Genomic DNA, 23,433 nt, shown 5'->3' with positions numbered 1-23,433 from the left:
CATGCGCGCCGCCGGCCGGGAACCGTGTACAATGAATTGCCGTCGCCTCGGTAGCTCAGGGGATAGAGCACCGCTCTCCTAAAGCGGGTGTCGTCAGTTCGAATCTGATCCGGGGCACAAGTCACCCCTTGGAATCGCAGTGATTCCAAGGGGTTTCGTTTTCGCCCAGCCGCAATGCCGGGCGCAGGACCGATCACAGCACGAACTTGTAGAGCACCAGGCAGAGGATCGCATTGGATACGAACGGCCACGTCTCCCCCGGCGGCGGATTCCCCGTCACCATTTGATAGACGACGTTGCAGAAAACCAGCAGCAACGACAGCGCCACGACCGCCAACAGCAACCGTTTGAGAATCGCCCTCATGGCCATCTCCTCCTTCGGGGGAGGGACCAAGACCACGACACCTCGTTGTGACGCGCGCCCCGTCCGTTCGCAACCTATCTTCAGGATACCAGCATCTCCCCAGCCATGCATGGCCCCGCGCGGTCATGCTCCGCCATCGCGCCGGCATCTGGTGTAGTGTCGTAGCAATATCCGCGGGCGTCGCGGCGTATATGCGCGGCGCGAAGGAAGGGAGGCCGACGATGGCCGATGGGACGGGTGCCGGCAAGGCGACGCGAGGAGTGGCGAGCTGCGGCACGGTGACCGCGCTGGAACTGGGATTGCCGGACAGGTCGGCGATACCGGCGGCGAAGGGGACGCTGCCCAAAGCATTGTTCGCCGGGAAGGGGCCGATCTCCAACACGTTGAAGCAGCATCTCGTGCACGCGGTCGCCTCGATCCACATGCTCGCGCTACTGCGCCCCGCCAATGCGGGCGTCGCCGAGGGAACGCGGGTGAGGGAAATCCTCGTGCTCGGGCTGCGGCTCAACGGCGTGGACACCGCGGTTCCCGCCGACGTGGTCGAGCATATCGCGGCGCAGCGGCCGGGCAGCGGCGTGCTGTTCGTCTGCGTGCGCGACGGGCACGCGGCGACGGCTGGCGGCGCCGGCGGCACGGACGGCACGGACGCGGATACGGACGTGACCGTCGAGCAGTGCGCGCTCGCCGTGCGGCGCAAGGTGCCGGGACGCCCCGGCCATACGGCGCAATACGCCGTGCACGTCTCCGACTGGGCGGACCCGCGCGACCTGCTGTTGGAGATCACAGGGGCTTCGATGGATGACGCGTGGGAGTCGCTGTGTTCGCAGGCGATCCTCGGCACCGCCGACCACACGGATCTGGACGCACGCCTGTTGCGCCGCGACCGCGTCGTCGCGCTGCGGGCGCAGGAGGCGAAGCTCGTGCGCGACCACGGCCGCGCGAAGAACCCCGCACAGCGCAACGAGGCGTTCGCGAAACTCGCCAAGGTGCGCGCGGAGCTCAAGCAGTTGGAGGGGTGACGGTTCGCTCCTCCCCCGTCACGGTTCGCTCCTCCCCCGTCACGGTTCGCTCCACGTTCCTCAACGTTTTTCCATGGCAAATCACGGAGCGAACCACGACAAGACGGCGAAACCGGCTCAGAAGCCGAGGCGGGTGCGGCCGAACTGGTCGAGCCAGCGCAGGATCGCGCCCTCGCGCAGCGCCCACGGGCAGATCTCGATCTCCTGGATGTCGAGCGCCTTCATGATCTCGTCCGCCACGATGCCGCCGCCCACGATCTGCAGCGTGCGCTCCGGCGTGATGCCCGGCAGGGCGACGCGCTGGTCCGGTTCGATGGCGGCGAGGCGCGGGATCCAATCCTCCAGCTGCTCGCGCGTCATGATCATCGTGTCCTCGCGGCCCGGCTGGCGCAATACCGCGCCGGCGAGGCGGGCGAGCGAGCGGAACGTCTTCGACGTGCCGACCGCGTGATTCGGATGCTTCGACTTGGGGAACGCCTCGATCATCGGTTCGAGGATCCGACGCACCTGCTTGCGCGCCTCATCCAGCTCGTCGGGCGTGGCGACGCCTTCCGGCAGGAACTCCTTGGTGACGCGGCCGGCACCAGCCGGCACGGACAGCGCGACCGTCGGCTCCTCGTCGGAGCCCATCGCGACCTCCAACGAACCGCCGCCGATGTCGAGCATGAGCAGTCGGCCCGCGTCCCAGCCGTACCAGCGGCGGGCGGCGAGGAACGTGAGCCGCGCCTCGTCGGTTCCGGACAGGACCGTCACGCCCTGGCCGATGCGCTCCTCGATCTTGCGCAGCACCTTGTTGCCGTTCGGCGCCTCGCGGATGGCGCTGGTGGCCATGGCGAGCAACTGCGTAATCTCATATTCCTCGGCGAGCTTCATGCCCTCGTCGACCGCTTCGAGGATCGCCTCGATGCCGGCCTTTTTGATCGAACCGTCGTCCTTCAGGTATTGCATGAGGCGCACGGTGGTCTTCGTGCTGGCCTCCGGGTCGGGGCGGGCGCCGGGTGCGGCGTCGACGATGAGCATGTGGATCGTGTTCGAGCCGATGTCGAGCACGCCGAGTCGGGTGGTGTGCGAGCGCAGGTTGACCATGTGCGGTGTCGTTCCTTTATATATCGATGGTTGTCGATGTGTCGTTTCGTATCGTGTTCTGCCGTGTCGTCGTCACGTGTGTGCCGTCACGTGTGTGCCGTCACGCGTGTAGCGTGGGCAGCCAGCGGCCGAGCCGATCAAGTCCTTCGGCGAGCGCCTCGCGCGACGCCGCGTAGCTGAGGCGCACATGCGTGTCCGCCGTGGCGGCGCCGAAGTCGCGTCCCGGCGTGAGCGCGACGTGGGCCTCGTCGAGGGCGCGTTCGCAGAACGTCCACGCGTCGAGCCCGGTGGACGTGATATTGAAGTACGCGTAGAACGCGCCGTTCGGTTCGACTTCGACGGGCAGGCCGATGCGCTTGAGCCCGTCGATGACGATGCGGCGGCGTGCGAGCAGCTCCTGGCGGCGGCGTTCGCATTCGGCGAGGCTGCTTTCGGTGAAGCAGGCGAGCGCCGCGTGCTGGGTGGGCGTGTGCGCGCACAGGTAATAGTTCGTGGCGAGGTCGTCGACGGCCTTGAGGATGGCGTCGTCGTCGGGGATGACGGCCCAGCCGAGTCGCCAGCCGGTCATGCCGAAGAACTTGGAGAAGCTGTTGCACACGATCGCGTCGTCGTCGCAGGCGAGCACGGAGCGGATCTCGGTGCCGTCGGGTTCGCGGTCGGCGAGGTCGATGTACGTCTCGTCGACGATGCGCCACGCGCCGTGGTCGCGCGCATAGTCGCATACGTCCCTCAGCACGTCGAAGTCGATGGTCGTGCCGGTCGGGTTGGACGGCGAGGTGATCATCACGGCCTTCGTGCGGTCGGTCCAGTGGACGGCGACGAGGTCGCGGTTGAGGTGGAAGCGCGTGGCCGCGGAGGTGGGCACGTCGATGACGTTGCCTTCGAAGCTGTTGATGAGTTCGCGGTTGCACGGATAGGAGGGGTCGGCGACGATCACGTCGTCGCCCGGGTCGACGGTGAGCGCGGTGGCGAGCAGAAGCGCCGCCGAGCCGCCGGAGGTGATGATGATGCGCCTCGGGTCGATGTCGAGGTCGTGGCGTTCCCGGTAGAAGCGGGCGATGGCCTCGCGCAGTTCGGGCAGGCCCATGGCGGCCGTGTACGGCAGGGCGCGGCCGTCGTACTGTTCGCGCATCGCGTCGCGCACGGCGGGCGGCGCACCGAAGTCGGGCTCGCCGAGGGAGAGTTTGATCACGCTCACGCCGTTGGCGATCATGCGGTCGGCCTTCTCGCCGAACACCATGGCGCGGAACGGCTGCGCCTCGCGGGCGCGGCGGGACATCACGGGGGATGCGGGGGTCGTCTGTTCGGGCTGCTTTGCTTCTCCAGTCATACCGCCCGTTGTATCGGCAAGACGCGACACGCGCGCCCCGCGTCCCGAGTGGTGGGACGCGGGGCGTCGGTCAGCGGCGGCGCGCCAGCGCCCAGCCGAGCAGGGCGAGCGGCACGGCGCATGCGGTGAACAGCGCGGGTAGGAGCATGCCGATGTGCGGACTGGACGCGTCGAGCACGACGCCGGCGACCGACGATCCGAACGACGTTCCGACCGTGCCGGCGGTGGTCACCCAGCTCAGGCCCTCGGTGAGGCTTTCCGCCGGCACCAGGTCCTTGACGATGAGGTTGCCGGTGGTGAACAGCGGCGAGACGACGAGTCCGGACACGATCTCGATGGCACCGAGGAGGATGAGGTTGTCCATCGCGAGGCGGAAGCCCACGTAGCCGACGACGAGCAGACTCAGGAAGACGACCATATGCGCCCAATGCGAGCCGCGGAACGTGCGTGATCCGAACACGATCGCGCCGATGCACGAGCCGACGGCGAACATGGCGAGCTGGAGGCCGAGGAACCGTTCGAGCCCCATGCCCTTCATGGTGGCGGTGACCGACACGTCGAACGAGGTGAAGCTCATGTTGAACACGAGGAACACGACGAGCAGCGGCAGCACGCCGCCGTAGAGGAGCGCGCTCTTCGGCTTGGCGCCCTGACGGCGCAGCCGGTCGAGGGACAGGCCGTCGGCAGGAGGGGCGGAAGCACCGGAGGCGGCCTCGGATGTGTCGGGAGCGCCGCCCGCGACGTGCGGGACCGCATCAGACGCCATGACCTCGATGATCTCGACGATGGCGGGCGGCTGCGTGGATTTCAACGAGAAGAAGACCGCGCCGCCCACGCCGCAGGCGATGGTGGGCACGAACAGCTGGCTGACCGGATGCACGCTGGTGGCGAGCCATGCGGCGAGAATCGGGCCCAGGATGAACACGACCTCGTCGATGGCCGCCTCCATCGCGTACGCGGTGTTGAGCAGCGTCTCGCCGTCGTCGCGCCCGCGCAGCGCGTACGCCCAACGGGTGCGTACGAGCGCGCCGAACGAGAACTGGGTGAGACCCATCACGACGGCGAGCGCGAACAGCAGCGGGATCGGCACGCGGAACAGGGCGGCGAACGCGAACGCGAGCATCGCCGCGACCTGCACGGCGAGCGCGACGCGGCCGACGCGACGCTGCCCAAACCGGTCGAACAGGCGCGCGTAGAACGGGGTGACGCAGGAGAGCGCGAACACGTAGGTGGCGCTCATCGTGCCGGCGACCGTCCAATTGTCGTACAGGTGGTTCAGGGCGAGCACGATGCCGAGGCTCATCATGGAGATCGGCAGTCGCGCCACCGCGCCGGAGACGCAGAACGCCTTCGTGCCGGGGATGGAGAAGAGGCGCGCGTACGGGGAACGCGGCTTCGCGGCCGCGACCCCGCTCACGCGGTCACCTCGCCCTCGTAGATATAGATGTCCTCCCCGTCTCCCACGTGTTCGTCGGGGTGGTCTTTGGCGTAGCGTTCGGCGACGCGGGCGAGGCCCTTGTGCTCGTAGAAGCCGACGTCGCAGCTGGAGTCGGTGTGCAGGTAGTAGCGGGAGGCGCCGGCTTCGGCGAACGAGACGAGCAGGTTGCGCCACAGGGTGCCGCCGACGCCGTGGCCGCGTGCGGCGGGGGCGACGACGAACAGCTCGAGTTCGGCGGGGGCGCGGTCGTTGATGGCGATGTCGGCTTCCATGCGTTCCTCGAGCGCATGCCAGGCCTCGGTGCGGGCGAGCGCGTCCGCTCCGGCGGGAGTGGCGTCGAGTTCCGCGTTGACGCGGGCGAGTTCGCCGGTCACCTGGGGGAAGAGCACGGGTCTGCCGGCCACGCGCGACAGGGTGACGCCGAGGAACGTGCCGTCCGCGGTTTCGGCGAGTTCGCCGCGCGTTGCGGGTTCGAGGTAGTGGAGGACGAAGTGGCGTGAGGTGAGCCGGGCGATGTGGGGGTCGCCGGGCTCGTCCACGCCCCACGTGTCATAGAACGCGTCGACGATGGCGTCGAGGTCGTCCCAGGTGACGGCGCGGTAGGTGATGGCGGTGCCGGGGGCGACGGCGGCGCGGCGTGCGGTGTCTGCGCCCGTGGTGCCGTGTGTTGCGGTGCTGGTGGTTGCGTTGCTGGTCGCAGCCATGGGTGGTTCACTCCTTCATGTCGGTGGTGTCGTGGAGCACGTGCGCCCGCCCACACATGCCTGCACGAGGGTAGCGGTCTCCCGCCGGCGAGACATTCACGGCGCGTTCCAGCCGCGGGACCCGCTGTCGCCGGGTGCCGTGCGTGGCGTCTGCGCGCCGCACGGCACCGTCCGCGGTCGTGCCGCGGATCGGCGATGGGTCTAATCGTCGTCGGTGTGCTCGGGGATTCCGGAGCTCAACTCGGCAATGATCTCTTGTTCGGTTTTCTCTTCGGCGCGCAGCTCGCGGAGCTTCGCGTCGGGTTCACTCACATAGTAGAGAGCGGCGTCGATGCTGTCCAACGGCACGCCTTCCATCGCCGAAAGCAGAAGCCGGTACAGGTCGAGCTGCACGAGCTTGTCGGCCACGTCCTTCGGCTTGCGGGGACGATGGCCGGTCTTCCAGTCGATGACGGTGTACCGTTTTGTCGCGTCGACCGGGTCGAGGCCGCCGAGGAACACGGCGTCGAGTTTGCCGTTGGCGATGATGCCGTCGAGTTCGGGCAGGGCGACGACGAGCTGCCGCTCCGCCCAGACCGGCGTGCGCCGTGCCCATGGCGATTCGGCGAGACGCCGCTGCCAGGCGACGAGCTCCGCTTCGACACGGGTGTTCCGGCGTGCGGCGCGTCGACCGCCGCCGTCCGCGCCGGATGCATCGTCCATACCGGCGGTGCCGTCGGCGATGGCCTTCTCCCGGCGTTCCAGATCGGCGAGTATCGCGTGGCGGTCCATGACCGTGACGGCACCCGATTCGGCACTCGTGCCGTCTCCCGCGTCGAGTCCCGCGTCGATGAAACGCTCCGCCCACGCGTGGAACCTGGTGCCGGCGGAGGCCGCGGGCGAGGCGATGGACGGGATGGGGCGCACGATGCCGCGCCAGTAGCGTCGTTCCTCGCGCTCCCCCATGTCCGTCGCGCGGGCCTGCAGACGGGTGACGCTCTGACGCGATCCGGCGAGGATGCGCTGCGCCTGCTCCTTGGTCCGCTCGTCGAGGGCCGCCCCGTCGAGCGTTCCCGACATGAGGTCGTCGTCGGCGATGAGCAGCCGGGCCTTGTCGAGCAGCGTGCCACGTGCCGGGGCGACCGGCGAGGACTCACTTGGCACCGCGGAATCATCCACCCCATCCACCTCATTCGCACCATTCGCCTCGGTTCGGGCGCGCATCGCGGCTCGGACGGCCCGCGCCGCCCCGACGAGCGAGGACGCCGTCGTTGCTCCCAACGCGGACGGCCAAGGCAGGGTGTCTTCCGCCCGTTCCTCAAGAGGCGTGTCCCATGCCTCGTCGATGACGGCGTGCACGTATCCGGCGGCGTGATCGCCGGTGAAGAACCCGTCGGGTCGGGGCGCGCCCGTCGTCGCCGGCGTGCGGTGCTGTTCCCCGGCATCGGCCGCCGTATCGGACGACCCGGTGGACCCGGTGGAGCCGGACACCCCGGTGGAGCCGGACACCCCGGTGGAGCCGGACGACCCGGCCATGACGGTCCCGTCGTGCGAGTGCAGGGCGTCGTGGACCTCCGACCAGAAGTTGGAGGGTTTCGCCATGCGGGGCTTCGCACCGAGCACCGACGGGTCGCGGCCCGTTTCGCCGTTGCGGCTGTAGGTGAGCAGCACGTCGCACCGGGCGCGGGTCAGGGCCACGTACATGAGCCGGCGTTCGTCGGCGTGCAGTCGCCTGCCGTATTCCTCCTCCTGGGTGAGGTACCAGCCGTCCGGATCGACGTCGTTCACGCCGTCGCCGACGGCGCGCAGCGACCCGTAGACCTCGTCGTCGATGAGTTCCACGTCGTCCAACGCCCGCAACGCGTCCAGCGGGTCCGCACCGACTGGCGCGTCATGCGGGAAACGCGGCAGGATGCCCGCGTCGGCGCGCACCGGCACCGGCACGGCGGTCGGATCGTCCAGCCATGTGGAGGCGCGCTCGCGGTATTCGGGTGCCGTCCAGACGCCGTTCTCGACACCGCCCGGGTGGGCGTCGTCGAGTGTGACGGAGAGGTGATCGCCCTGGCTGCTGGGGAACACGCCTTCGGCGAGGCCCACCACGGCGACCGCATCCCATTCGAGTCCCTTGGACTGGTGGACGGTCATCAGCTCCACGTCGACGTGCCGTTCGGAGTCCAATGCGGCGGTCTCGTCCTCGATGCTGCGCAACGCGTCCACCCATGCCATGAATCCGCGCAATGTGGGCGTGGCATCGGCCGCGATCTCGCTGGCGTACGTGTCGACCAGATCGATGACCGTCTCCATGGGGATGCGGGCCACCGTCGGGTCGGGCGCGTTCCCGCGAGCACGCATGGCCTGCGCCACGATGGTGTCGATGTCGAGGTCGAGCGCCTGCACGGCCGCACGCACCACATCGGGCAGGGGTCTGCCGACCGTGCCGCGCACCATGCGCAGCATGCGGGAGGCATGCAGGATCTCTCTCGTAGAGGCCTCGTCGAACCGGTCATCGCGTTCGAGCAGGCCGGGCAGATCGGGATCCTCCAGCAGGTCGGGCAGGAACACGGCGTTGGCGACGCCGTCACGGTGCTCCCGGACGATGCCGGCACAGTCCTGGCGCGGTGCGTCGGCCGGCGCCAGACCGGCGGCGACGAGCGCCTGGTACCGCACCTCGGTGTTGGCCGCGTCGGCGAGCGCGGCGAGCGCGGCGAGCGTCAACGCGTCGAGTCCGAACCGTGGCGTGGCGAGCAGCCGCATGAGCGAACCGGAGTCGGTGTGGTCGGAGGCGACGTGCAGCAGGGCGAGTATGTCACGGATCTCGGGGCGGTCGAGCATCGCCGAATAGCCGACGACGAGCGTGCTCAATCCGGCCTGCTCCAACGCCTGCTGGTATTCGGCCATGTGCTTCTTCGACCGGAACAGCACCGCCGCGGTGGGGGGATGCTTCGGATTGCCGTGGTCGTTGACGGCGAGGGCATGCCGGCAGAATCGTACGATGCCGTCGATCTCCTGGCCGAGCGTGTCGTACCCGAGCACGCCGACCGTGCCAGCGGCGGCTTCGGGCAGGGCGTCGAGCGGCGCGACGTCGACCTCCCGCATCGTCGAGCTGCCTGCACGGCGGGGAGTCCCGCGCAGCGGCAGGGTCAGGTCGTTGGCGGCCTCCAGCACGAGTCGTGAGTTGCGGCGGGTGACGCTCAGCTCGTAGGGACGATCGTTCTCCCGCATGCCGAAGTCCTGCTGGAACAGGCGGAACGCGCCTGGGCTGGCGCCTCGCCATGCGTAGATCGACTGGAACGGGTCGCCGACGGCGTTGACGGCCGTGTCGCCTCCGTGGAACAGGGTGGCGAGCAGCGCCGCCTGCGTGGTGGATGTGTCCTGGTACTCGTCGAGCAGCACGTGGCTGAACCGTTGCCGGTAGCGTTCGCCGATGGAGGGGAACCGGGTGACCAGCTGGTAGGCGGCGATGGTGAAATCGCCGAATTCGGCCAGGTTGAGCCGTCGTTTCTCCTGGGCGTACGCCTCGACCAGGTCGAGCAGCGCGTCACGTTGCCCGGCGGTGTCGACGAGTCTGGCGCAGTGGAACACGCAGGCCGTGCGCAGACGTTCATGGTATTCGTCGAGTTTCGCCGTCCATGCGGCGTCGCTGTCCTTCTTGAACCGTCGCGGCTTGGTGAGCTTGGGTTCATCGTCGGGAATCGGCTCGGAGCCGATGGCGTCGCGTACCTGCGCGGCGAAGGCGTCGTCCCATGCGCGCACGCGGGCGATGGCGGTCTCCATGTCGGTCACGCCGTGGCCGATCATCGCGCTGCCGATCGCGCCGGAGAGCGCGAGGACCTTCGAGGCGAGCGTGCGGAACGCGCCGAGGTCGCGCCCGCGCAGCCGGTCCATGTTCCGGTCGATGACGTTCGCGGCGAGCTGGAGCGCGCCCGCCTCGCTCAACGGCTGCGTGTTCTGGTCGAATCCGACGAGCAGACCGTACTGGCGCACGATGGATTGGAAGAACGCGTCGTACGTGTAGACGACGGGCTTGAGGAACATGCGGTCCCCCGCTGCGCGGATCGCCTCGGCGTGCCCGCCCACCCCTTCCGGGGATGCCGGCATGTCGTCCCGTCCCGTCCCGCGCGTCCCGTCCTCGGCCACGGCCTGGGACACGCGTGACAGCAGCTCGCCGGCAGCCTTGCGCGTGAACGTGAGGCCGAGGATCCGTTCGGGGGCGACGCCCCGGCGGATGAGTTCGATGATGCGGCGCGTCATCGTGTAGGTCTTGCCCGAGCCGGCGCCGGCGACGACGAGCACGTCGTCCGCCACGGGCGCGTTGATGACGGCGGCCTGTTCCGGGCTGTCGGTGGGTTTCGGTGTGCTGCTCATGCCTGCCTCGTTTCGAATACGGTGTCGACCCGGCCGGCGCAGGCCGGGCATACGGTGCGCATGCGACAGTATGCGAGATGCTGCGCGGTGGGATGGGCGATCAGACGCTCCGAACGGCTCGCCGCCGCCGCATAGAACACCCGCGCGATCATGGCGAGCGCCCACATCGCCTGCGTGCCCTGCAGCGCGGCGAACCGCTCCCATGCGCGCGGGTCGACGTCCTGCGGCGGTTCGGCGGGAACGCCGGGGATATCCATGAGCTTCGCCGGGTCACGGTAGTGGGATCGTGGCGTGAACGGTTCCGCGTTCAGCGAGCCTCCGGTGAACAGGGGCGGCTGGAACAGGCCTTCGGGGGCGTAGCTCTGCGCCGGCGCCTCGTGGGCTTCGACATGGAACAACGCGCTCTGCACGATGGGCGGCGCGTCGACGGGGCGCCGGCCGCCGCGCGCGGCGCTTCCATCGGCCGTCTCGGGGAAGGCGAGTCCCAGCTGGTAGCACACGAGCTGCAGGTCGTTGAACCGCTGCGGGGTGGTGGGCACCTGGCCGGTCTTGTAGTCAATGAGCCGTATGGCGCGGCTCCCATCGGCCATGATACGGGTCTCCTTACGGTCGATGCGGCCGGAGAGCCTGATGGTCAGGTTCTCGTCCATGCCCTCCGGCCAGCCTCCGACGAGCGTACCCATCATCGCCATGAGATCGCGCCGTCCGACCGGACCGGCACCGGGCACGGCGTCGTATGCGGCGAGGATGTCGTCGAGCCCGAACCGCGCGGCGAACTCCTCCTCGCATGAGGCGTGTTCGAGCACGCCCACGTCGAATTTGCCCGTGTTCTCCCCAAGATAGCCGGACGTGTTGGAGGCCACGAAGTACGAGGCGAGATTGGCGAGCGTGGCGCCCGCCTGCTCGTCCTTGCGAATCGCCGCATAGCGCGCCGACGGATCGTCGATGTCGGCGGGGTCGGGCTTCATCCCGTCGTAGAGTTCGACGAGCCGACGCGTCACGGCCGTCAGACGTTCCTCGTCGCCGGCTCCGGGCATGAAGCCGGGCAGGTCCAGGCCTTCCCCGCTGCCCTGCTGGGCGACCGCATGGATCAGCGTGCCGAAGCCCGTCGCCGCACTGCCGGGGCGTGGCCCGGCGAATCGGTTCTCCAGCATCCAGCACACCGGGCATTCCCACAGGCGGTCCACCGCCGATGGGGACAACGTCACCACGCACGGTTCGGCGTCCTGCGCCCGCGCGCTCGACGTATCCGTCGCGCTCGGCGTATCCGATGCGTCCGCCGTCCCATGGCCGCCACGTTCCGCCGTATGCAGGTACGCCCATTCGTCCGGATCGGCGGCGGCGACGCCGTTCCCGGCAAGCAGGGCGAGCGCGGCGGCCGCATCCCGCGCCTGCGGGTCGTCGGACGGGTGCCGTGCCAGGATGAGGCGCGCTGCGGCCACGAGTCCGCGGGGATCGCAGTCCAGGCCGGCGAGCGAGATCTCCTCCACGTCCGACGAGGCGCGTTCCGCCGTCTGACCGTTCCCGTACGGCTCCCCCACCTCGACGAACCTCGCCTCGGCTCCGCGGCCGAAGCATTCTGGCAGATACCCGTAGAGGAAATCGGACGGGGTCAGGTCGTCGTCGCTCACAGCGCTGATCGTCACCGTGCCCGTTCCCCGCGCATCCGATTCGGCGCGGGTGAGCGCATACAGGAAGCTCTTCTTCTCTCCGGAGAGCACCTCGCCCAGTCGTGCGCCGTAGGAGGGGGCGGCGGCCCAGACGGCATGCGCCTCCGGGCCACGCAGGATGATATCCGCTAGGTCCTCGCCGCCGAACATGGTGTTGCGCTCGGCGAGGTTGGGCCATACGTCCTGCTGCACGGCGGGCAGCCACACATGACGCCAGTGGCGGCCGGCCGCGCCCGCCGGGGTGGTGAGGGTGACGGCCTGCTCCATCGGCTTCACACGGGCGAGTGAATCGGCTTCAATCCGCATGGAGCGCACCTGGGCGATGAACGTGACGATGTCATGCCCGGCGGCACCGCCCTCCGCATATTGGAACAGCCGCATGGCGGCATCCAGCCGGTCGTTGGCCGCCCTGCCCTCGGACGTGTTGTCGAGCGCGCGCCGCTGCCATGCCGACGCCACGCCCGCGGCGTCCCATGCGGCGGCGAGCGCGAACTGCGGCTCGTCGGATTCCAGACGGCCCAAGGCGGCGGCGACCTTGCCGACGAGCGTCCAGAGACGGATGAAGGCCCGGGCCTGCGGGTCTCCTCCCAGTACCTGGTTGATCACGGCGAGCACGTGCGATGCGGGAGCCCGGGGATCGTCCAGCGCGAGCATCACGTACTGGGCGTCCGTTCCGAACGGCGGGATCCGGTCCCCGCCGTCGGACGGGACGGGCCGCCCGGTCTCCGACGTCGCATCGTCTCGCCCGCGCAGCAGGGAATCATCGATCCGGACGTCGCCGCCCGCGGGCCAGGCCTCGCCCAACGTACGCCACGCCCTCATCAATCCGCCCAACGCGCCATCCACGTCGTCCGCATCACCCGCATCGTCCACGTCATCCGCAGCGACCGCCTGTCCGACGATCCCCGCGAGGGATTCCAGCGAACGCATCGCGGCCTCGACCGGTTCCACGCGTCCCGGCGCGCCTTCGCCCGGCATGGAGCCGACGGTGATCAGCGGGCCGGCCATCAGCGTGACGACGCGGGAACGCACATAGGCCGCCAGCGCACGCGGATCCGACTCCGCTCCCGCGATGCCGCGCCCACGCAGACGCGCCAGTTCGATCAGGGCGAACAGACCGCGCACGAACGGCTCCTCCCCGAGGGGACGGGTGACGGACGAATAGCGCACGGGCACGCCGTCCCGGCGCAGCCGTTCGCCGAACAGGCGCACGGTGCCGTTATCGTGCGCGATGACCGCCATGTCGTTCCACTGGGTGTGCCCGTCGAGCCGCTCGTGCTTGATGCGCCACACCACATCGTCAAGCTCCTCCCGGGGACTGCGGTAGAGCGCGCAGCGAAGGGAACCGTCCGCAGGCAACGGGGACGCGCCGTCGAGCCGGCGGATCGGCCACGCGCCCTCATGCCGGGGCAGCTTCCACGGGCGATCGGGCAGCGGCGTGGAATCCTCCAGCGGCGAGGGAATCGACAGGGAGATCCTCGCCACCACGACGTCGCGATACGTGGGGGCCGTCTCGGACTCCCGGCCGCCCCGCGGCCGTGCGTCCAGGACGCAGCGACGGGCGGCGATGGGCCCGTCCGCGGCCCTGGCGAACAGATATTCGGGGTAGGACCCACGGAAGGTCTGCACCGCCTCGTCCGGGTCCCCCACGAGTACGAGCCGCGTGCCCCGCCGTACGATCTCCTCCAGGAACCTCATGGCGGCGAGAGTGGAATCCTGGAAATCATCGACGACCAGCAGCGCGGGGACCGTTCCTCCGCCGCCCCGCAGCACGGTGGCCGCCTCCACCAGCAGACGTGAGGAATCGAGACGGTATTCGCCCGGATACGCCGCCTCGACGGCCGCGGCATACTCACGACGCAGCGCGAACGCCAGCCGCCACTGCACGCGCAGCCGTTCCACGCGCACGTCCCGTCCGTCGCGGGCGGATTCCTCCAACACGCCGAGCAGCTTCTCCTCACCGTCGGGGGAAACTCCCAGTTCGTCCATGCGCGCCAGCATGTCGCGTAGCTGGGCGACGAATTCCGCCGACACGCCACGTTCGAGCAATGCGGCCGTGGCGGCACGACCGTCCCGCCCGTCCTCCGAACCGTCGTCGGGGAACACCCCCATGGACGACGACCACTCCTCGGTCGCGAAATAGTCGCGGAGCATCATGCATACGTCGCACACATCACCGGCTTCGGAGTGCCCGACATGCCCGGCGAGCACCCCGCGCAGCAACGCGTCCTGCTCGGCGCCGTTGAGCAGCCTCGGTGCGGGAGCACCGGAGGCGAACCGCTCGTCGGCGATGACGCGAAACGCCAATGCGGCGAGCGTGGTGACCGGACGCACCTGCGCGGACGCGCCGATGCGGCGGATGACTTCGTCGCCGAGACCGTCGGCGACGACGCGGTTCGCCACGGCCATCACCGCGCGGGTGTCGCCGTACGCGTCCAGGCCGCGCAGGAGCGCGTCATAGGCGAATCGCGTCTTGCCGGTCTGCGGCGCGCCGGCGACCAGCAGCGCGCTCCCGCCGTCTCCGCCGCCGCGGATCAGTTCGTCCAACGCCTCGTGGGCATCCATGTATCCAGTCATGGCTCCAGCCTAAACCGTGACGACCACGCCGGTGCATATCTACCGGAACTTCCCCTTTTCTCGCGTGTTCCAATGGTTCCGGCACCCGCCACGGGCGGCACGCCGCCGTTCACGCGCCCATATCGGATGGGCGGGTGAGGCGCCGCCGTCCGTGGCGGTACCATTGTGCCGAGGGGACGGCGCAAGTCCCCAGGGGGACGCCTTCGGGGGAAGGGGGCATCATGCGCACCACGATCACAGCGCCGCCGGAGCTGCCCGGGTATTCGTTCGTCCGGACGCTCGGCTCGGGTTCCACGGCCGACGTGTACCTGTACCGGCAACGTGTCCCGGACCGGGATGTGGCGGTGAAGGTGTCCAGGACGCCGCTCGACCCGCGGGCCGCGGCGAGGTTCGCACGGGAGGCCGATATGATGGCCCGTCTGTCGAGCCACCCGTACATCATGCAGGTCCACGGCGCGGGCGTGACGCCGGACGGATTGGCCTACATCGTGTTCGAATACGCGCCGAACGGCACCTATAAGGAGATCGCACGGCGCCGGCCGCTCACCTGCGACCAGATGCTCGATCTCGGGATCAGGCTGGCCGGCGCCCTGTCCGCCGCGCACCGGGCCGGCGTCATCCACCACGACATCAAGACGAGCAACGTGCTCGTCGACGCCCAGGGGCTGCCGGTCCTCGCCGACTTCGGCATCTCGACGAACATCTACGACAGGACGTTCACCGGCTATTCGCTGCCGTGGGCGCCTCCCGAAGTGCTGAACGGCCGTTCCGGTGCCGAGGAGGCCGACATCTATTCGCTGGCGGCGACGCTGTATGCGACGTTGGCGGGCGGTTCGCCGTTCGAATGCGGCTACCGGCCGGACACGGCCGCGCGGCTGAAGGAGCTCATCCTCACCAAGCCGCTGCCTCCGATCGACCGCCCGGACGTGCCGGAGGACGTGGAACGGGTGCTGCGCAGGGCGATGTCGAAGGACCCGGAGGACCGTCAGCATTCCGCGTTGCGGTTCGCACGTGACCTGCAGCATGTCCAGCAGGAGCATTTCGGTCATATGACCGCCGTGGTCGCCGAAGGCCGGGATCCGTATCCGCCGAATCGTCGCGCGGCGCGCCGCCGCTTCGGCACGCCGCAGACCGGAGCCCCGGCCAGGGCGGCGACGCCGGCAGTCGCCGGTCAAGCCGTCGCCGGTCTGGCCGTCGCCGTCTTTGTCATCGCCGTGGCGCTCGTATTCGCGATCGCCGTCATGCCGAATCTCGATTCCGGCGCCGTCGCCGACCGCGCATCCGTCGGAGACGCGACGACGCGTCGTGGGACGGAGGCCGGGCGGGATGCGGATGTCACACCGGACGGCGTCGTCGGCGACGATGTCCCCTCCCCGACGGACCTGCACGGGGAATACGGCGACGACGGCACGGTGACGTTCACGTGGAGCAACCCCGATCCGAAGAGTGGTGACGCGTACGCGTGGAGGCCGATCGACGGCCAGGACCCGCAGGACGAGGGGAACACGTCGATCGTGAGGGGTGAACGGGTGACATTCGACGTCTCCAAGGACACGGCCCGGACATGCATCGCGGTGTCGGTCGTGAGGGCGGACCGACGCATGTCGCCCCGGCCCGCGGTCGTCTGCGCGACGCGGCGCTGATCCGCACGCGACACGCCGTCTCCCCGATCTCCGGTGCATCCGAGGCGGTACCCAGCGACGGGGTCTACATTTGGCGTACCGGCCGACCGGCCGGGCTCGGAACTACGACGGGAGCCGGCATGGCGAAGAGATCTTCCCCGGCATACGGGCGGATACGCGGAACCGACGCGCCGACGCGCCGTCCGGCGCCGTCGGACAGGCGTGGATGGGCCGTCCCGGCCGTCGCCCTGATGCTGCTGCTCGGCGTGGTCGCCGGCGCGATCGTCATCAGCTCCGTCACACAGCGTCATGTGCGGTTCGACGACGGATCCGTATGGGTCACCTCGTTGAAGGACCGTAAGGCGGCCCGGTTCAACGTGCGCGTCGGGCAGGCGGATGCGGCCGTCGCGTCGTCCGCGCCGCGCTTCGACGTCCTCCAGCATGACGCCGACACCGTGCTCGACGAAGGCGGCCGGGCGTCGTCGATCAAGGCGTCGACGGTAGAAGTGGATTCCAGCGCCGAGACGGGGGACGGGACCATATCGGCGGCAGGCGGCGGCACCATCGCGTTCCTCGATGAGGGGACCGGCGACGTCTGGACGGGATACGCCGACGATGTCGGCTCGGCGTCCCCCATGCACGAGGATCCCCGGCTGAGGCTCGGTGCGGGAGGCAGGATCGTGGTCGACGCCGACGGCGCGGTATGGGGATACCGTCCTTCCGACGGCATGGTGTTCAGACTCGACTCGCCGCAAAGCCGTTCGCCTTCGTCGGTCGGATCGATCACCGACGGGGTGAGGACGGACGCCTCCTCGTTCACGGTGATCGACGGGGTCCCGGTCATCACGGCCGGGAACCGGGTGCTCTTCAGAGGAGGAGGCGCCGCTTCCGGCATGGATGGAAGGCTGAGCCTGCAGTCGCCGCCGGTGGATGGGCTCCAATCCGGTTGGGTCGTCGTGGCCGGCCGGGACGGCTTGGACCTCATATCCCTCTCATCGCCGGATCCGGAACCTGTGCCGCTGCGTTCCGGCGGGCACGGGGAGCCGGCTCGCCCGGTCTCCTCGGGCGGCTGCGTGTTCGCCGCGTGGAGCCAGCGGGCCGACAACTACGTCTCCGTATGCTCCGCGGAGGACGGAGGGGCGACGTTCCGTTCCCTCGGTTCGGTGGATGTCACCTCCGAACTGGTGTTTCGCGCGAACCACCGGCAGGTGGTGCTCAACGACGTGGTCGATGGCAACGTGTGGGACCCGCGTGCATCGACCGACGTCATCAGACTCCAATGGAACACGATCCGGACCGAGCGTTCCGAGGAGAACCGGCGCGAGGGGGACGAGACGGCGAACAACCGGCGCGAGTTCGACAAGACCTGTTCGCACGGCTCGGACGGGATCCAGGCGGAGAACGACGAGTTCGGGGCGCGGGCCGGCGGCGAACGGATCCTCGACGTGCTGCGCAACGACCGGCAGACCGACTGCTCGGTGCTGCGGATCACGCGCGCGAACGCCCCCGACGGGGCCGTGATCGAGGTCTTCCCGGTCTACGACGGTCGCTACCTCCAACTCGACGCCACGAAGGCGGGCCCCGGCGCGGTGGGCTTCTCCTACGAGATATCCGACGGGCACGGCCAGACGTCCTCCGCCACGGTGAGGCTGACGCTCACCGGTTCCGGGAACGCCGCCCCCGCCCAGACCGATACGCCGCAGGAGCTGGAGGTCGAGCAGGGCGCTTCCTACGAGTTCAACGCGCTGGGTGGTTTCACCGACCCGGACGGCGATCCGATGACGCTCGTCTCCGCGGCGCCGCAGGGCTCCGATCAGGTGACGGCCTCCACGCGCGCGGACGGTCTGCTCACGTTCGACGCCGGTTCGATGGCCTCCGGACGAGTCGGCATCGAGCTCGCGGTCTCCGACGGCGAGCGCACCGGCACCGGCATGGTGTACTTCTCCGTCAAGCCCTCAGGCACCCTGCCCGCCGACATCGACCCCGTGGCCGAATCCGTCTCGCCGGCCACGGACGCGTCCATCGACCTGAAGCCGTACGTCCACGCCACCGGCGCGAGCCCGGCGCGTCTGTCCGCGGCGGACGCGCCCGATGGAGCCTCCGTGACGATGAACGCCGCCGATCTCACCCTCCGGTTCAGGGCGGACGCCCCGGGCACCTACTACGTGTCGTACACGATCACGCAGGGGACCGTGCCCGCGACCGGGCTGGTCCGGGTGGAGGTGCAGCCCGTATCCGGCCAAGCCGCCAAACCGGTGGCCGCGAACGACGTGGCGATGCTCGGCGCGGGGAACACGGCCATCGTGGAACCGCTGTCCAACGACGTCGACCCGATGGGCGGCGTGCTGTCCGTCACTTCGGTCACGGCCGATCCGGCCTCCGGCATCAAGACCGGTCTCGTAGGCCACAGGCGGGTCTATCTGACGGCGCGGCGGATACCGACCGAACCGGTCGACGTCACCTACACGGTGGCGAACGCGGCCGGCACGTCGACGGGCACGATCGTGCTGCATCCGCCGACGTCGTCGAACGCCGACTCGGCTCCGAAGGCGCCGGACATGGCCGCCCAGGTACGCACCGGCGGCATCGTATCCATCGATGTGCTCGACCGTGCCGGCCAACCGGACGGCACGACGGTCAGACTGCGGAACGAGCTGAGGACCGATGCATCCACGTTCAAGGGGGTCGCGTTCGTCTCCGGCGACACCGTACGGTATCAGGCGTCGGACGAGACCGGCACGTTCCCCATCGTCTACACCGTGGAGAACGGTCTCGGCGCCTCGGTGTCGGGGACGATCACCATCGCCGTGCATCGGAGCGACGCGGGGGACAAGCCCGCGCCCACGCCGCACGACACGGAGGCGCAGGTGGCCGCGGGCCGGAAGGTGCGCATCCCGATCGCGCTCACCGGCATCGACGTGGACGGCGACGACGACCAGCTGCTCGGCCTGGGCAACACGACGCCGCAGCTGGGCCGCGTCACCGAGGTGGGCGCGAACCACCTCGTCTACGAGGCCTACGCCGACTCCTCCGGCACCGACGTCTTCTCCTACGCGGTGGAGGACTGGACCGGCCAGCGGGCTCAGGCGCGAATCCGCGTGGGCGTGTTCCGGGGAGCCTCCGATTCCGGCGTATACGCGCGCGACGACGAGGTCACGCTCCGTCCGGGCACCCCCGCCACCGTGCCGGTCACCCGGAACGACGTCTCCGGCGACGACGCCGACCTGACGCTTGACGGAAGACTCGACGCCCCCGCCATACCCGATGCGAAGGCGAGCGCCGGCGCGATCGGCTTCACCACGCCCCGTCAGGCGGGGACGAGCTACGTCGTCTACACGGTGAAGGACAAGGCGGGACTGTCGGATACGGCCGTATTGACCGTGAACGTCGACCCGGACGCGCCGATCGAACCGCCGGACGCCTACGACTACCGCGTGCCCGCGTCGGCCACCATCGACAGGAAGAGCGTCGACGTGGACGTGGGCCGATGGATCGCGAACCCCTCCGGCCCGGATTCGGATCTCAGGGTCGACGTGCACGGATCGGCACACGCCCATGCACGCGTCAAAGGCGATGACGGCTCGACCGTCATCAGCGTGGATCTGACGCGGAACGCCCGGGCCGTCCCCTACACGGTGACCAACACGAGATACGGCGTGACCTCCACGGCGTTCATCCAGGTACCCGCATACGGCGTCTTCCCGCCGACCGTGCGGCCGAAGGCGCCCGCGCTCAGGGTGAACGCGAATGAGACCATCAGGATCGACGTCGCCGACCACGTGCGCGTGGGCGCCGGCAAGGAGGCGTATGTGGGCGGCGAGGATTCGGTGAGCGCCACGAAGGCCGCCGACGGACGGCTGTACGTGAACGACAGGACGCTCAGGTTCACCGCCCCCGGCGACTACGCCGGACCGGCTTCGATCACGTTCACCGCGGTGGACGGCAGAAGAGAATCCGGCAGGACGAGAATCATCAACTCGGCGGTGATCACCTTGCCGATCACGGTGGTCGGACGCGGCGTGAGGCCGCCCACGTTCTCCTCGTCCACGATCGACGTGGCGGCGGGCGACGGGACGACGACCATCGATCTGAAGGCGCTCACGCACGCGCCGGAAGGCCCCAGTGGGGACGAAGAGCGATACACGTATTCCGGCGGTTCGGACACCGGCAAGGTGACCGCCTCCGTCTCGGGTTCCGGCCGTCTGGAGGTGAAGGCGGACAAGACGGCCGTGCCGGGGACGACGATCGGCGTCCCCGTGCGGATCGGATACGACGGTGGCACGGTGGACGCCGGCATGACCGTCCGCGTCGTCCCCTCGACACGTCCGCTGGCGCGCGTGCCCGATAGGACGCTCAAGCTCGAAGCGGGAGGAGACGGGACGGTGGACGCGCTCGCCGACGCCTACAATCCGTTCCCGTCATCCCCTCTCACCCTGATCCGGTGCGCGGCGGACGACCCATCCGGGGTCGCCGTCCGATGCGATGTCTCGGGGTCCGTCGACGTCGCCGCCGCCCCGGGCGCCGGAGGCGGCACGAACCGTGTGCTCGTCACCGTCGAGGACGGCACGGGAATGGCCGAGCGCAGGGTCACGGGCACGATCACCGTCGCCGTGGTCGACAGGCCCGAAGCCCCGCTGCTCTCCCCCGTCGACGCGAAGCCACAGGACGGCGCGGTGGATCTGACATGGACGCCCGGCTCGGCGAACGGCAGCCCGATCACCGACTATGAGGTGCGCTGGAGCGACGGGGACCGTGTCTCCTCGAAGTCGTGCGGCGCCGCGACGGTCTGCCGGATCGCGGGGTTGGAGAACGGCAGACCGTACTCGTTCCGTGTGCGCGCGAGGAACGAAATCGGATGGTCGGAGGACTCCGGCACGGTGACCGGCATGCCCGACACAGTGCCGCCGGCCCCGTCGAGGGTCTCGGTGGAGGGCGGCAGGCAGGTCGTGACCGTCTCGTGGTCGATGCCCGTCTACGCGGGGTCGCCGGCCGACTACTACACCGTGACCCTGAGCAACGGCATGCGAGCCGTCGTCGAGGGGGCCTCGTCCGTCGACTTCGGCTTCAGATCGTCGGACATCACGGACGGGTTCGCCGTGACCGCCACCGTCGTGCCTCACAACCGGGCGGGCGACGGCGCGGCGGCCGCATCGGCGGAGTCCGCCAGGCCGTACGGCGTGCCGGACGCTCCGATCGTCTCCACGTCGCAGTCGGACGATGGCGACGAGGTGACGGTGTCCGCCGAGATCGGCGACATGCGCAACAACGCGTGCGCCTCCGTCGTCGTCACGCTCGGCGATCACACCGGGAACGTCGCGTGCGGGCAGACGTCGCACACCTTCGACATCGCGGATTCCGATTTCGGCGACGCCCTCACGCCCGGGTACGCCATCGTCACGGTGCATGGCGACGAGGTGCGAGGCGAAGGCATCCCCGTCGTCCCGGTCCACCGTCCGGCCGCGCCGTCCGGTCTCTCCATCCGGGCGGAGGACGGCCGCTGCGTGGTCTCGTGGACGGACGGCGACGGCAAGGAGGGCCGGTTCGAGTACACGGCCGGGAACGGCTCGTTCGGATCCACCACGCGGACCTCGTTCTCCTATGAGCCCGGCGGCTGGCGTGTCTGCGGCTCGGTGAGCGTGCGCAAGACGTTCCGCGGCGCCGCCAGCGCCGACGTCACCGCCTCCAGCCAGGACATGCCGGACAGGCCGAAGGCCGGCATCGGCGACTACGCACTGGAGTGGAGCGGCCGCGACACGCTCCGCATCGCTGGCGATGTGGAGACCTACGGTCAGGGCGCCACGGTCATCCTGACCCTCACCGACGGGGATGGCACCGCATGGCGGCGCAAATGGGCGGTCGGCGGACAGCCGCGGACCCTCGATATGAGGGGTTCCGGGCTCGACGGCGACGTGACGTGGCGCATCACGTTGGCCGACGGGCCGGACGAGCTCGTCGAAGGCGTGGAGAAAACCGGGACGGTACGGGAATCTCGCCCGACGGCCGACGGCGCATCGGTGGCGTTGCCGGGAAGGATCTCCCGGCAACGGGACGACACGATCAAGGAGCGATCATGAACGAGAACGCCAACGGGTCCGTCGACGACCGGACCCTGCTGTCCAGGGACGCGGGAGCCAGCAGGGCCGGCACGCGGCGGCGGACGCCCGCGCACCGCGCCACCGCCACCGCTCCCGCCACGACGGGCACCCCCATCCCCGACACCGGCACAGTCCCCGCCACCGGCACCATCCCCGGTGCCGCCACGCCCGAAATCGAACGGTTCCGGGACATGTTCGACCTGCTCGTGAAGAACGTCTCCCAGGCGGTGGTAGGCAAGACCCGCCCGGTCCGCGAGGTGCTCACCGCGCTCATGGTCGGCGGCCATGTGCTGCTCGAGGACAATCCGGGCACCGGCAAGACGCAGTTGGCGCGCGCCCTCGCCAACTCGGTCGACGCCGGCTTCAAACGCATCCAGTTCACCCCCGACCTGCTGCCCTCGGACGTGGTGGGACTCACCTTCTACGACCGGAAGACCGGCGATTTCACGTTCCGCGAGGGACCGGTCTTCGCGTCCATCGTGCTCGCCGACGAGATCAACCGCGCCTCGCCGAAGACCCAGTCCGCGCTGCTCGAGGTCATGGAGGAGCGGAAGGTCACCGTGGACGGCGTCACGCATGACGTGCCGCGGCCGTTCATCGTGATCGCCACGCAGAACCCGGTGGAGCAGCTCGGCACGTACCGGCTGCCCGAGGCGCAGATGGACCGGTTCCTCATCAGGACGTCCCTCGGATACCCGGGCCACGACGTGTCCGTGGAACTGCTGCGCCAGCTCGACGTCGCCGACCGCGCCGGCGACGTCGCCCCCGTGCTGGCCGGCGGCGACGTCATCGCGATGGGGCGTGTCGCGCACACGGTCCACGTCGACGAGTCGATCCTCGAATACATCGTCAGACTCGTCGAACGCACACGCCATGACGACGGCGTCCGGGTCGGCTCCTCGACGCGAGGCGCCCTCGCCCTGGCGCGCTGCGCACGCATCTGGGCCGCGGCGGACGGACGCGGCTACGTCGTCCCCGATGATGTGAAGGACCTCGCCACACCGGTGCTCGCCCACCGGCTGAATCTCACCGCCGAAGCCGCGTTCGCCGGAGAGACGCCGCAGGCCGTCGTCACGCGCATCCTCGAGGACGTGCCCGCGCCGGCACTCGGCGGCTGACGCGCCCATCGCCAAGCCTCTCCCCACGCCCCCCACGAACCGCCCCGAACCAAACCCACGGACCAA

The 23,433-nt window shown here is 69.5% G+C and carries 11 protein-coding genes and 1 tRNA gene; 5 read left to right on the top strand and 7 right to left on the bottom strand.

The window, feature by feature from the left end:
- Window positions 1–44: 44 nt before the first annotated feature.
- A tRNA-Arg gene (locus tag AC1AYD_RS03735) sits at window positions 45–117 on the top strand.
- 76 nt (window positions 118–193) lie between these two features.
- Here the strand turns inward: AC1AYD_RS03735 and AC1AYD_RS03730 are convergent.
- Complete coding sequence (locus AC1AYD_RS03730; RefSeq protein WP_476502572.1) at window positions 194–364, bottom strand: hypothetical protein; 171 nt, start codon at window positions 362–364, stop codon at window positions 194–196.
- Between the two features lie 221 nt (window positions 365–585).
- Here AC1AYD_RS03730 and AC1AYD_RS03725 point away from each other — a divergent pair, with 221 nt between their 5' ends.
- A complete protein-coding gene (locus tag AC1AYD_RS03725) occupies window positions 586–1,383 on the top strand; it encodes a DUF4391 domain-containing protein (RefSeq protein WP_476502571.1) in 798 nt (265 codons plus the stop codon).
- Window positions 1,384–1,500: 117 nt separating this feature from the next.
- On the opposite strand, the gene AC1AYD_RS03720 is transcribed toward AC1AYD_RS03725, so the two are convergent.
- From AC1AYD_RS03720 to AC1AYD_RS03695, 6 genes are all read right to left on the bottom strand, one after another.
- On the bottom strand, window positions 1,501–2,469 hold the full coding sequence (locus tag AC1AYD_RS03720; RefSeq protein WP_476502570.1) for a Ppx/GppA phosphatase family protein: 969 nt from the start codon (window positions 2,467–2,469) through the stop codon (window positions 1,501–1,503).
- 100 nt (window positions 2,470–2,569) lie between these two features.
- Entirely contained in the window at window positions 2,570–3,799 is a 1,230-nt protein-coding gene (locus AC1AYD_RS03715; protein WP_476502569.1) for an aminotransferase class I/II-fold pyridoxal phosphate-dependent enzyme, read from the bottom strand.
- Window positions 3,800–3,869: 70 nt separating this feature from the next.
- Window positions 3,870–5,105: an MFS transporter gene (locus AC1AYD_RS03710; protein ID WP_476544701.1), complete on the bottom strand. Its 1,236-nt coding sequence runs from the start codon at window positions 5,103–5,105 to the stop codon at window positions 3,870–3,872.
- Between the two features lie 107 nt (window positions 5,106–5,212).
- A complete protein-coding gene (locus AC1AYD_RS03705; RefSeq protein WP_476544677.1) occupies window positions 5,213–5,941 on the bottom strand; it encodes a GNAT family N-acetyltransferase in 729 nt (242 codons plus the stop codon).
- Window positions 5,942–6,142: 201 nt separating this feature from the next.
- Window positions 6,143–10,285: an ATP-dependent DNA helicase gene (locus tag AC1AYD_RS03700; RefSeq protein WP_476502567.1), complete on the bottom strand. Its 4,143-nt coding sequence runs from the start codon at window positions 10,283–10,285 to the stop codon at window positions 6,143–6,145.
- A complete protein-coding gene (locus AC1AYD_RS03695) occupies window positions 10,282–14,520 on the bottom strand; it encodes a PD-(D/E)XK nuclease family protein (RefSeq protein WP_476502621.1) in 4,239 nt (1,412 codons plus the stop codon). Before AC1AYD_RS03695 ends, AC1AYD_RS03700 begins: the two co-directional genes overlap by 4 nt.
- Before the next feature lie 233 nt (window positions 14,521–14,753).
- Between AC1AYD_RS03695 and AC1AYD_RS03690 the strand changes: the two genes are divergently transcribed.
- The 3 genes from AC1AYD_RS03690 to AC1AYD_RS03680 all read left to right on the top strand — a co-directional run bounded on the left by AC1AYD_RS03690 (window position 14,754) and on the right by AC1AYD_RS03680 (window position 23,367).
- Window positions 14,754–16,175 (top strand): serine/threonine-protein kinase, encoded by a 1,422-nt coding sequence (locus AC1AYD_RS03690; protein WP_476502566.1) that lies wholly within the window; start codon window positions 14,754–14,756, stop codon window positions 16,173–16,175.
- 119 nt (window positions 16,176–16,294) lie between these two features.
- Window positions 16,295–22,228 (top strand): Ig-like domain-containing protein, encoded by a 5,934-nt coding sequence (locus AC1AYD_RS03685; protein ID WP_476544676.1) that lies wholly within the window; start codon window positions 16,295–16,297, stop codon window positions 22,226–22,228.
- A complete protein-coding gene (locus tag AC1AYD_RS03680) occupies window positions 22,225–23,367 on the top strand; it encodes an AAA family ATPase (RefSeq protein WP_476544675.1) in 1,143 nt (380 codons plus the stop codon). The genes AC1AYD_RS03685 and AC1AYD_RS03680 overlap by 4 nt, the downstream gene beginning before the upstream one ends.
- Window positions 23,368–23,433 lie beyond the last annotated feature (66 nt).

It is taken from the genome of Bifidobacterium sp. LH_426, assembly GCF_056356875.1.
This window is presented reverse-complemented; position numbering and strand designations above follow the sequence as displayed.

Excerpts from the sequence above, each read along its gene's own strand:
- AC1AYD_RS03705 (WP_476544677.1), bottom strand. The coding sequence starts at position 5,941 with ATGGCTGCGACCAGCAACGCAACCACCAGCACCGCAACACACGGCACC.
- AC1AYD_RS03730 (WP_476502572.1), bottom strand. The coding sequence starts at position 364 with ATGAGGGCGATTCTCAAACGGTTGCTGTTGGCGGTCGTGGCGCTGTCG.
- AC1AYD_RS03710 (WP_476544701.1), bottom strand. The coding sequence starts at position 5,105 with ATGATGAGCCTCGGCATCGTGCTCGCCCTGAACCACCTGTACGACAAT.
- AC1AYD_RS03685 (WP_476544676.1), top strand. The coding sequence starts at position 16,295 with ATGGCGAAGAGATCTTCCCCGGCATACGGGCGGATACGCGGAACCGAC.
- AC1AYD_RS03700 (WP_476502567.1), bottom strand. The coding sequence starts at position 10,285 with ATGAGCAGCACACCGAAACCCACCGACAGCCCGGAACAGGCCGCCGTC.
- AC1AYD_RS03720 (WP_476502570.1), bottom strand. The coding sequence starts at position 2,469 with ATGGTCAACCTGCGCTCGCACACCACCCGACTCGGCGTGCTCGACATC.
- AC1AYD_RS03690 (WP_476502566.1), top strand. The coding sequence starts at position 14,754 with ATGCGCACCACGATCACAGCGCCGCCGGAGCTGCCCGGGTATTCGTTC.
- AC1AYD_RS03680 (WP_476544675.1), top strand. The coding sequence starts at position 22,225 with ATGAACGAGAACGCCAACGGGTCCGTCGACGACCGGACCCTGCTGTCC.
- AC1AYD_RS03725 (WP_476502571.1), top strand. The coding sequence starts at position 586 with ATGGCCGATGGGACGGGTGCCGGCAAGGCGACGCGAGGAGTGGCGAGC.
- AC1AYD_RS03695 (WP_476502621.1), bottom strand. The coding sequence starts at position 14,520 with ATGGATGCCCACGAGGCGTTGGACGAACTGATCCGCGGCGGCGGAGAC.
- AC1AYD_RS03715 (WP_476502569.1), bottom strand. The coding sequence starts at position 3,799 with ATGACTGGAGAAGCAAAGCAGCCCGAACAGACGACCCCCGCATCCCCC.